At 57.0% G+C, this 2540-nt stretch carries 2 protein-coding genes and 1 pseudogene; 1 reads left to right on the top strand and 2 read right to left on the bottom strand.

Features of this window, described 5'->3' with window-relative positions:
* Positions 1 to 536 (bottom strand): ferritin-like domain-containing protein (locus tag WBC85_RS14620; RefSeq protein WP_424438784.1); only part of this gene is annotated, 536 nt, incomplete at its 3' end.
* Positions 533 to 994: a peroxiredoxin gene (locus WBC85_RS14615; protein ID WP_424438781.1), complete on the bottom strand. Its 462-nt coding sequence runs from the start codon at positions 992 to 994 to the stop codon at positions 533 to 535. The genes WBC85_RS14620 and WBC85_RS14615, both read right to left, overlap by 4 nt.
* A 94-nt stretch (positions 995 to 1088) precedes the next feature.
* Between WBC85_RS14615 and WBC85_RS14610 the strand changes: the two are divergent.
* Positions 1089 to 2540 (top strand): annotated as a pseudogene (locus tag WBC85_RS14610) (hypothetical protein); the annotation flags it as partial.

The following is a 2540-nucleotide window of genomic DNA, read 5'->3' as shown; positions in this document are numbered from 1 at the left end:
GTCACATCCAGACCGCGCGCTTCAAGCACCATAGGAACCACGGCAAGGCGTCCCATAAAATCTTGTGCCGTATCTTCCGCAGCGCGCCACATACCCGCATGAGCAGGCAATGCACCGTAAAAACTGCCCATGTCTTCAAGGCAATCACACATAAGGTTGAAATGCTTGGATTCATCATCTGCCGCGCTGACCCAATCGTCATAAAAACCGGCGGGAAGGGGGATATGGCTAAAGCGCGCGATGATATCCCAGTGCAGATCAACTGCATTCAATTCGATATGCGCAACCGCGTGAAGCAGCGCGATGCGGCCCGGTCCTGTCCCCGGTCGGCGACGCGGCACGTCGCGGGGGGAAAGCAGTTCTGGCGCATCGGGGCGGGCAGGGTGCATGGGCGGCGTCGCGGCACCTATTTCGGGCAAGTCACCCGAAGCGCGCGCCGCGCGCCATTCAGCGGCATATTTGTGTGAAAGCGCAGTTTTTTCACGCCCGTCACTGGTTTGTAGGACGTCCACTGCCATTTGTGCCAAAGGTTTCATGCAGTTAGCGCCCTGGCGGCCTCAAGCACGGCTTCAGCGTGGCCGGGGACTTTTACTTTGCGCCAAACCTTTGCCAATGTGCCATCTGCCTGGATCAGAAAGGTCGCGCGTTCGATCCCCATGAACTTTTTGCCGTACATGTTCTTTTCTTTCCAAACGCCATAAGCTTCGCAAATGGCGTTATCCTCGTCGCTGAGCAACGGCATGCTTAAGCCGTGTTTCGCGGCGAATTTGTCGTGGCTGGCGATGCTATCGGCTGAAATGCCCCAGATTTTGACACCTAGTGCGGCGAAATCGGCTTCCATGCCGGAAAAGGCTATTGCCTCTTTCGTGCATCCAGGTGTGTCATCGCGCGGGTAAAAGAACAAAACCAGCGCACCCGCGCCTGACAGGCTCAAGGTTTGCGCGCCTGTGGCAGGCAGTGTGAAGTCTGGCGCTTTGTCTCCGATATCAATCATTTGTCATCCCCTTGGTTTCACCGCCTTTGGTTTCATATTAGAAGGGGGCAGACAATAGACCGTGCAGTGCCAAAATGGGGCAGACCTGAACAAGATGAGCGAAACGCCACAGCCAACACCGGACGCACAAACGCCTGCGCCGCAAACGCGCGAGCGTCGGTTGCGCAAGCGTCACATGGCGCAAGCGATAGCGACAGGACTGGGCGGCTTTGTCGTCGCGGTTGTCATCGGCTTTGTTCTGCTGATTGGTCGCGAAGTGCGCGCCCCTGATTGGCTACAGAGCAAGATCGAGCAACGGCTTGCCGAAGCGATGCCGGACGTTGATATCGGTTTGGGGAGCCTCTCTCTCAAGATTGAAAGCTCGGACCTAAGTCCGCGTGTCGTTCTGCAAAACATTACTGTGCGCGATGACACGGGGCTGCCGTTTGCTTCGCTTGGGGAGCTGAGCGTGCGCGCATCGTTTCGCGCAGCCTTAGGAGGCCAGTTTTCGCCCAAGAACGTATCGCTATCGGGCGCGTTGATGAAACTGCGCCGCGCTTCGGATGGTAGCTATGATCTGACCATCGGCTCGGCCCTGCAAGCCAGCGGAGAAGGTGCGTCTTTGGTGCAATTGATTGAACGCGTGGATCAGTTGTTGGTACGCCCGGAGCTGCAATATCTGCGCGAGGTTGAGGTCGAAAGTCTGACCGTTCTCTATGAAGATGCCCGCGCAGGGCGTGCCTGGACGGTTGATGGCGGGCGCATGCGTTTGAATACAAATGGTGGACAGCTATCCATTGGCGCTGATTTTGCGCTTCTGGGCGGGCAGGATTACGCAACCACTTTGACTATGAATTATGACAGCGAAATCGGCTCGCCTGCAGCGCGCATTGGTCTGACACTTGAAGATGCGTCATCGCAGGACATTGCCAGCCAAAGCGAGGCCTTGGCGTGGATGCAGGCCTTGCATGCGCCGATCTCCGGCTCTTTACGCACCGAAGTGGATGACGAAGGCGCGCTAGGTCCGTTGAATGCAACCTTGCAAATCGGTGCAGGCGTGGTTCAGCCAGAGCAGGAAGCAAAGCCAATCCCCTTTGAGGGCGCGCAGGCCTATTTCACCTATGAGCCAGATGAAAACATCCTTGTTTTCAACGAAGTGAACGTGAAATCTGCATGGATCGAAGCGCGTGGTGAAGGGCGCGCGCGCTTGCAAAACGGCCCCGGCGGCTGGCCCGAAGCGATGCTTGCCCAACTGCGCCTTACCAGCGTCAAGGCCAATCCGAACGACCTATACCCGGAACCCGTAACGTTGCAGCAGGCCGATCTGGATATGCGGTTGGTCTTTGATCCGTTCCGTTTGGATGTGGGGCAACTGGTGCTGCGCGAAGACGGGCAAACGCTGATTGCAAGCGGGCGCGCGGACATCGGGCTTGATGGTTGGCGCCTCGCGGTAGATGCACGATCAAATAGCCTTGAAGTCAAAAAAGTTCTGCGCGTGTGGCCTGATACTGTAAAGCCGAAAACGCGTTCGTGGATTGCACAGAACATTATTGGCGGCGATGTGAGC

Origin of the sequence: Planktotalea sp. (assembly GCF_049680325.1) — a bacterium.
Classification (GTDB): Bacteria; Pseudomonadota; Alphaproteobacteria; order Rhodobacterales; family Rhodobacteraceae; genus Planktotalea.
Note: the sequence above shows the minus strand (reverse complement) of the source record. Positions and strands in the feature narration are given on the sequence as shown.